Source organism: Dyella sp. (assembly GCF_035486915.1).
In the GTDB taxonomy this organism is placed as follows: domain Bacteria; phylum Pseudomonadota; class Gammaproteobacteria; order Xanthomonadales; family Rhodanobacteraceae; genus Dyella_B.
This window is the reverse complement of record NZ_DATHMR010000078.1, coordinates 1-7,292: the sequence shown is the minus strand read 5'-3', so window position 1 is coordinate 7,292 and position 7,292 is coordinate 1. Positions and strand designations below refer to the sequence as shown.

7 protein-coding genes are annotated in these 7,292 nt (G+C 59.5%); 4 read left to right on the top strand and 3 right to left on the bottom strand.

Annotation, left to right across the window (positions count from 1 at the left end):
• Window positions 1-375: 375 nt before the first annotated feature.
• Window positions 376-972 (bottom strand): flagellar basal body-associated protein FliL, encoded by a 597-nt coding sequence (locus VK725_RS06500; protein ID WP_325317246.1) that lies wholly within the window; start codon window positions 970-972, stop codon window positions 376-378.
• Window positions 973-1,133: 161 nt separating this feature from the next.
• Between VK725_RS06500 and VK725_RS06495 the strand changes: the two genes are divergently transcribed.
• The 4 genes from VK725_RS06495 (at window position 1,134) to VK725_RS06480 (ending at window position 4,950) form a co-directional block, all read left to right on the top strand.
• Window positions 1,134-1,703, top strand: a complete 570-nt coding sequence (locus VK725_RS06495; RefSeq protein ID WP_325317245.1) for a YqgE/AlgH family protein — start codon at window positions 1,134-1,136, stop codon at window positions 1,701-1,703.
• Window positions 1,700-2,131 carry a Holliday junction resolvase RuvX gene (gene ruvX, locus VK725_RS06490; protein ID WP_325317244.1) on the top strand — a complete coding sequence of 144 codons (432 nt, stop codon included), beginning with the start codon at window positions 1,700-1,702 and terminating at the stop codon, window positions 2,129-2,131. Before VK725_RS06495 ends, ruvX begins: the two co-directional genes overlap by 4 nt.
• A 42-nt stretch (window positions 2,132-2,173) precedes the next feature.
• Window positions 2,174-3,100 (top strand): aspartate carbamoyltransferase catalytic subunit, encoded by a 927-nt coding sequence (locus VK725_RS06485; protein WP_325317243.1) that lies wholly within the window; start codon window positions 2,174-2,176, stop codon window positions 3,098-3,100.
• Between the two features lie 77 nt (window positions 3,101-3,177).
• Entirely contained in the window at window positions 3,178-4,950 is a 1,773-nt protein-coding gene (locus tag VK725_RS06480) for a hypothetical protein (RefSeq protein ID WP_325317242.1), read from the top strand.
• Between the two features lie 78 nt (window positions 4,951-5,028).
• On the opposite strand, the gene VK725_RS06475 is transcribed toward VK725_RS06480, so the two are convergent.
• A complete protein-coding gene (locus tag VK725_RS06475; RefSeq protein WP_325317241.1) occupies window positions 5,029-6,195 on the bottom strand; it encodes a PilT/PilU family type 4a pilus ATPase in 1,167 nt (388 codons plus the stop codon).
• Between the two features lie 49 nt (window positions 6,196-6,244).
• Window positions 6,245-7,282: a type IV pilus twitching motility protein PilT gene (locus VK725_RS06470; protein WP_126674841.1), complete on the bottom strand. Its 1,038-nt coding sequence runs from the start codon at window positions 7,280-7,282 to the stop codon at window positions 6,245-6,247.
• Window positions 7,283-7,292: the final 10 nt, after the last annotated feature.

Genomic DNA, 7,292 nt, shown 5'->3' with positions numbered 1-7,292 from the left:
GTAGAGCGCGGCGAACGGGTGAAGGAAAGCCCGAAGGGTGGCTGGCACGGATGCCAGCCAGTTTTTCGCCAGCACAGGAAGTGCTGTCGAAAAACCCCGTAACCCGTTCGCGCACCCGTAGGGCGCGCTCTCCGGGGTGTCTTTTCTTTTGGTTACTTCTTCTTTGGACAAGCAAAGAAAAGTAACTCGACCGCCGGCAGGCGGACGAAACGCCCGCCGCGCAGGCGAGCAATCTGGCCGTAACGCACAAAGGAAAACCCAAGTCACTGGATGACCAGCTTCGCTGTTGAAAAGTGCCTCTGCCTTCACAGGAATGACGAGATAAACGCTGTCGCAAGATCGTCAACGTCGGGCGTGAAGCGTCGACACAAAAAATCAATTGTCATCCGGCATCAAATGCTCATGGATGACCTGCGCATTCACCAGTTGACCATGATGGTCATACCGCAACACCACCACCCACCCAAACACCTCCGACGGCCACTTATCGCCAGGAATCAATGAAGCCGAATCCCCACCCAGATCGTCAATCAGCCTAGGTATCTCACCGTGATGCCACGCAATAAGAACGCGATTGCCATGTGCCGTAGCGCGTAACGCATCAGCAATCTCTTTAGTCTGCTTGTCAGCAAACCGACTATCGATCGGCAAACTCATCGCCTGACTCAACGGCTCAATCGTCAGCCGCGGCCGCATACTCGACTTCGAATCAGCCGCCGCAAACAACACGTTGGGCGTCATCGGCTGGCCATCGACGGTGAAATGTTCGAAGTAATCGACGTAAGCCCGCGCCCTCGCCTCACCCGCCGGAGTCAGGCCCGAACCCTTGTCCGGCTTCTCGGCGTGGCGAATGATCATTACCGTCGTATCGGCCAAACCGTTTCCGTCAGCACTGTGATCGTGCTTGGCACTGGCCATGGTTGGAACGATCAGGATCGAAAAGAACATCGCCAAACACGCAAAACGATTCATAAAGGAGTCTCAAGCAAACGGCTGAACAGGCCGAGGTAAGCATAACGGCAGCCATCACGGCTCGATGACACCGCGATAACCTGCGCTAGCGCGTATTCAGCGCCAGCCCCTCATGACAAATGCGGAAGACGCGGCCAAGCCCCAGCGCTTACAATGCCCCCATGCTTGACAAGACCCCCCAGTCCCTCGCCGGACAGTTCCTGATCGCCATGCCCAGCTTGGCGGAACCGCCGTTTTCACGCGGAGTGGCGTTCGTGTGCCAACACGATGAAGATGGCGCGGTCGGCCTGCTGGTGAATCAGCTCTCGGAATACCGGTTCGGCGACGTACTGGCGCAGATGAAGCTCGGTTGTGCCGATCCCGAACTAGCCGACGCACCGGTGTTGATCGGCGGCCCTGTTCAGCAGGAGCGCGGCTTCGTGCTCCACCGCGAGCACGGCCATTGGGAATCAAGCTACCGCATCAATACCGATTGGTCGGTGACCACCTCGCGCGACATTCTGGTGGCGATGGCCGCTGGCGAGGGTCCGCGCCTGGCGCTGATGGCGCTGGGTTACGCTGGCTGGAGCGCCGGTCAGCTGGAGCAGGAACTGATAGACAATACGTGGCTCACGGTGGAAGCCAACGAACGTGTGATGTTTCACACGCCGCTGGAGGAACGCTGGAGCGCAGCGGCCGGCCTGGTTGGCGTCGATCCGCTGCAACTTCCTGGCTACGCGGGCCACGCATGAGTTGCGCGTTGGGCTTCGACGTCGGCAGCAAGCTCATCGGCGTCGCAGTCGGCAACAAGGTGACTGCCAGCGCGCGGGCCATCACCACCATCGCCATGCGCAACGATGATCCGGATTGGGCCGCGCTCGACGCCTTGCGCAGCGAATGGCTGCCAGACACGCTGGTGGTGGGTTTGCCGCTTACACTTGAGGGTGACGAACAAGCCGCGAGCAAACGTGCGCGACGCTTTGCCGAGCGCTTGCAGCAACGCTATCGCGTACCGGTGATGCTGGTCGACGAACGCCATAGTTCACGCGAAGCGGCAGAACGCTTTGCCGATGCACGCGCTGCCGGATTGAAACGCCGCAGCGATGCAGCACATCTCGATGCGGAAGCCGCTGCCGTGATCCTCGAGCGCTGGCTGCATCAAGGTGTCAGCACGTCATAAACCATCTTTCACCGATCCAATAAAAAGACAAAGACGCCCGCCATGATCCCACGCATTCGCCACCTCACCACGCTGGAAAACCTGTCGCGCGAATGCATCGAGCGATTGCTGGACCGCGCCATCACGATGCGCGACGCCAGCGCACATGGCACGCGCAAGCTGGACATGCTGGCCGGTCGCACAATCCTTAATCTGTTCTTCGAACCGTCGACGCGCACGCGTACGTCTTTCGAACTGGCTGCGCGTCGCCTGGGCGCGGACGTGATCAACTTCGACATCGGCTTTTCTTCCACCAGCAAGGGTGAAGAGCTGTTCGACACGTTGCACACGCTGGAAGCGATGCATCTGGATGCCATCGTGGTTCGCCACAAGGTATCGGGCACGCCCGATGAATTGGTTCGTCATGCGATGAGCGGCGTGTCGGTGATCAACGCCGGCGATGGCAATCGCGCACACCCCACGCAAGGCCTGCTCGATGTGCTGACGATCCGCCAGCACCGTCCTGATTTCAGCAGACTCACCGTGGTGATCTGCGGCGATGTACAGCATTCGCGTGTTGCGCGATCGGACGTCCATGCATTGACTAAGCTCGGTACAGGTGAAATCCGTCTTTGCGGTCCTGCTTCGCTGATGCCCGACGTCAACGAATTCCCAAGCTGCAAGATCTATAACGATTTCGACAAGGCGATTGAAGGCGCCGACGCCGTGATCATGCTGCGCCTTCAAAAAGAGCGCATGGCGACCATCGAACTGCCCGATGAAGCGGCCTATTTTCGTCAATACGGTCTCGACAGCCGCCGCCTGGCCCTAGCGGCGCGCGGCTGCCTGGTCATGCACCCGGGGCCGATCAACCGTGGCATCGAAATCGCCTCGGAGGTCGCGGACGGCGCGCAATCACGAATCCTTGAACAAGTTGGCAACGGCGTATTTGTACGCATGGCCGTGCTTGGCGAGATGCTCGGCCGCTAATCAGAGCGCCCCCAGGTAAGCGGCACTGCAACAAAGCGGGCATAATGTCGCGGTTACGAGACCGGGGAAGACTTTTTATGCGTATGACCAAGCGCGTGCTGGCGCTGGCGTTGACTGGCTTGCTGCTGGCCGCCTGTTCGCACAAGGACAAGGATGCCCCACTGGCCTTTGTGCCGGCGGATACCCCCTATGTGCTTGCCAATCTCGATGTGCTGGACGACAGCACCCGTCAGGCCATCTTCACCCAGATCGACGCCGAAATGCCGGCACAGGTCGCGCAAATGAAGTCCCAGGCGGACCAGCTTGCGACAAACGATCCGGATACGGCGAAGTACCTGCGCACCGTAGCTAGCGAATTCGACGGCAAGACTGCCGAGCAAATCACGCAGGAAGCCGGCGTCGATCCGAAAGGCCACGCCGCGCTCTATGGGCTGGGTCTGTCGCCGGTGCTTCGCATCGAACTGGCCGATCCCGCTGCGTTCCAGAGCTTTGTCGCGAAACTACAGAACGATTACGGCAAGAAATTCGACGTCGCCACCATCGGTCAGCAGAGTTATCAGCGTTACATGGCCAACGCATCGCATCTGCAATTCATCATTGCGGTCGTGGGCAAGCAGGCGGTGCTCGCGATGCTGCCGGTAGATGCCGATCAACCGCTGCTTCGTCAGACACTGGGACTGGATCGCCCGGCCAAGAGCTTGCAGGACACCGATCGCCTGAAGGACCTCGCCAAGGACAAGGGCTATGCCCCGTGGGCAGTCGGGCTGGTCGATATGGCCCGCTTGCTGCCGCTCGTCACCGGCGGCCAGGATCCCCTCTCGCAAGCGTTCCTCAAAGCGCGTGCGGAAGCGGAATCTGCCAAGACAGGCGAACCTGTTGCAAACCTGATGCAGGTTCCGCCGAGCTGCCAGACCGACGCCACACGCATCGCCGCACGCATTCCGCAAATGAGCCTGGGTTACACGACGCTCGACGACAAACATCGCGACATGCGTTTCGATGTGTCGCTGGCCAATGACATCGCCAGCGCGTTCAGTGGATTGAAGGTGGAATTGCCGGGTCTGGGCAGCCATCCGACAGCCCCGTTCGAAGTCAGCCTTGCGCTGCCGGTGACTCAGTTACGCGCGTTCTGGGGGGCGCAGGCCGATGCCGTGGCGGCCAAGCCGTTCACTTGCCCGGTGCTCGATAACCTCAACGATACGTTCGGCAGCCTTGGCGACAGTATGCAAAAGGCAGCCGTACCGCCCATCGGCGATCTGCTCGGCGTTCACGTCGCGCTGGACAACTACACGTCCAACCCGGGTGGTGGCATGCCGAAGTTCTCGGGGCGACTCGTGATCGGCACGAACAACGCAGCAGGTCTGCTGGCCATGGCGCAGGTCACCAGTCCGTTGCTGGCGGGCATCAAGCTCGCCAACGATGGCACACCCTCGGCGTTGCCTGCGCAGCTCATCAACGCACTTGGCGAACCGGGTTGGGCTGCCATGACACCCAAATCGGTAAGCATGGCGGTCGGTACCGGCGAAGACGGCAAACTCGCCGACATGCTCAAGCAGCCCGTTGGCGATGCCGGTGAGCTGATGCGCATGCACCTCGATGGCGACATGTACAGCAACTGGATCGACCTGATGGCGCAGAAAGCGGAGAACGCGGCAACGATGGCAGCAGCCATGGGCCCGAGTAACGGCGATGATCAGGACAGCCAGAAAGCAGCCGCGACTGCAGCCGCCAATACCAAAGCCCAGTTTGCCGCCATGAAATCGGAAGCTGCACGTATTCAAGCCATCTCGGCGGATGTACGCATGGAAGATCAGGGGTTGGTGATCATGACGCATACCGAGCTGAAGTAACCTCGGCACTCCAACACCATGCGCCAACAAAAAAGGAGCCCGCGGGCTCCTTTTTCTTAACTGCATTGACGGTAACGATCAGCGGTGCAGGAAGCCGCCGCCCACACCTTGATTGCTGCGATCCTCTTCCAGCTCGACACCATCCAAACCCTGCGACAGAGTATGTGCATCGCCACCTTGCGACAGCTTGATGCGCAGACGTACTTCGTTGGAGCTGTCGGCGTGACGAAGCGCATCTTCGTAGCTGATTTCGCCGGCCTGATACAGCGTGACCAGACTCTGGTCGAAGGTCATCATGCCCAGGTTGGTCGATTCCTTCATCACTTCCTTCAACTTGTGAATTTCGCCCTGACGGATGTAGTCCTGCACCAGCGGCGTGCCAAGCATCACTTCCATCGCCACGCGGCGCGCCTTGCCATCGGGTGTCGGAATCAGCTGCTGCGCGACGATGCCCTTCAGGTTCAACGACAAATCCATGAATAGCTGCTCGCGGCGGTCTTCCGAGAAGAAGTGCAGGATGCGGTCGATCGCCTGGTTCGCGTTGTTCGCATGCAAGGTACAAAGGCAAAGGTGACCGGTTTCGGCGAAGTTGATCGCGTACTCCATCGTCTCGCGCGTACGCACTTCGCCGATCAGAATCACGTCTGGCGCCTGACGCAACGTGTTCTTCAGCGCGTTTTCCCAACTGTCCGTATCGATGCCCAGCTCGCGCTGCGTGACGATGCAGCCTTCGTGCTTGTGCACGTATTCGATCGGGTCTTCGATGGTGATGATGTGGCCGGTCGAATTCTGGTTGCGGTAGCCCACCATCGCCGCCAGCGAGGTCGATTTACCGGTACCGGTCGCGCCCACGAAGATGATGATGCCGCGCTTGGTCATCGCCAGTTGCTTGATGACCGGCGGCAGGCTCAGTTCTTCGATGGTCGGAATCTTCGACTCGATGCGACGAAGCACCATGCCGACGCAGTTGCGCTGGTAGAAGCACGACACACGGAAGCGGCCCACGCCTTGCGCCGAAATCGCGAACTGGCACTCGTGAGTCTTTTCAAACTCCTCGCGCTGCGAAGGTGTCATCACGTTGATCACCATGTCGCGCGACTGCTGCGCGGATAGCGGGCTCTGCGTGATCGGCACGATACGGCCTTGTACCTTCATCGACGGCGCGACACCGGCCGTAATGAAAAGGTCCGAGGCCTTCTTATGGACCATCAACTTAAGGAACGAGGTAAAGTCAAATTCGCTCATGGCGATCTCCCCACTTAACGGGAACCGGAGACGTTAGCCTCCGGCTTTATTACTTGAATACTTCCTTGTTCTTCGCGTAGCCGATCGCCTGCTGACGTGCGACCAACCCGCGTTTGACCAGATCGAGCAGGTTCTGATCGAGTGTCTGCATGCCGTATTGCTGACCGGTCTGGATGGACGAATACATCTGCGCCACCTTGTCTTCGCGGATCAGGTTACGAATAGCGGGAATGCCGACCATGATCTCGTGTGCCGCGAGGCGGCCGCCGCCGACTTTCTTCAGCAACGACTGCGAAATCACCGCGCGCAACGATTCCGAAAGCATCGAGCGCACCATCGGCTTTTCGCCGGCGGGGAACACGTCGATGATACGGTCGATGGTTTTCGCGGCCGAGCTGGTATGCAGCGTGCCGAACACCAAGTGACCTGTTTCCGCAGCGGTCAACGCCAGGCGAATGGTTTCCAGGTCGCGCAACTCACCGACGAGAATGTAGTCCGGGTCTTCGCGAAGCGCCGAACGCAGCGCTTCGTTGAAGCCATGCGTGTCGCGATGCACTTCGCGCTGGTTTATGAGGCACTTCTGCGAGGTATGCACGAATTCGATCGGATCCTCGATGGTGAGGATATGGCCGTATTCGTTCTTGTTCACATGATCGACCATCGCCGCCAGCGTGGTCGACTTGCCCGAACCCGTCGGGCCGGTCACCAGAATCAAACCCTGCGGCTGTTCGATCAGCTCACGGAAAATTTTCGGGCAACCCAGATCGTCGAGCGTGAGCACTTCGGACGGAATGGTACGGAACACCGCACCCGCGCCACGGTTCTGATTGAAGGAGTTGACGCGGAAGCGCGCCAGACCGGGGATCTCGAACGAGAAGTCGCACTCGTAGAATTCTTCATAGTCGCGACGCTGCTTGTCCGACATGATGTCGTAGATCAGCGAATGGACCTGTTTGTGTTCCAGCGCGGGGATGTTGATACGACGTACGTCGCCATCCACACGGATCATCGGTGGCAGGCCGGCCGACAAGTGCAAGTCGGATGCCTTGTTCTTCACCGAGAAGGCAAGCAGTTCGGCGATGTCCATCAGGTGTTCC

Coding starts and splice junctions, on each gene's coding strand:
- VK725_RS06485 (WP_325317243.1), top strand. CDS start 2,174: ATGATCCCACGCATTCGCCACCTCACCACGCTGGAAAACCTGTCGCGC.
- ruvX (WP_325317244.1), top strand. CDS start 1,700: ATGAGTTGCGCGTTGGGCTTCGACGTCGGCAGCAAGCTCATCGGCGTC.
- VK725_RS06475 (WP_325317241.1), bottom strand. CDS start 6,195: ATGAGCGAATTTGACTTTACCTCGTTCCTTAAGTTGATGGTCCATAAG.
- VK725_RS06495 (WP_325317245.1), top strand. CDS start 1,134: ATGCTTGACAAGACCCCCCAGTCCCTCGCCGGACAGTTCCTGATCGCC.
- VK725_RS06500 (WP_325317246.1), bottom strand. CDS start 972: ATGAATCGTTTTGCGTGTTTGGCGATGTTCTTTTCGATCCTGATCGTT.
- VK725_RS06470 (WP_126674841.1), bottom strand. CDS start 7,282: ATGGACATCGCCGAACTGCTTGCCTTCTCGGTGAAGAACAAGGCATCC.
- VK725_RS06480 (WP_325317242.1), top strand. CDS start 3,178: ATGCGTATGACCAAGCGCGTGCTGGCGCTGGCGTTGACTGGCTTGCTG.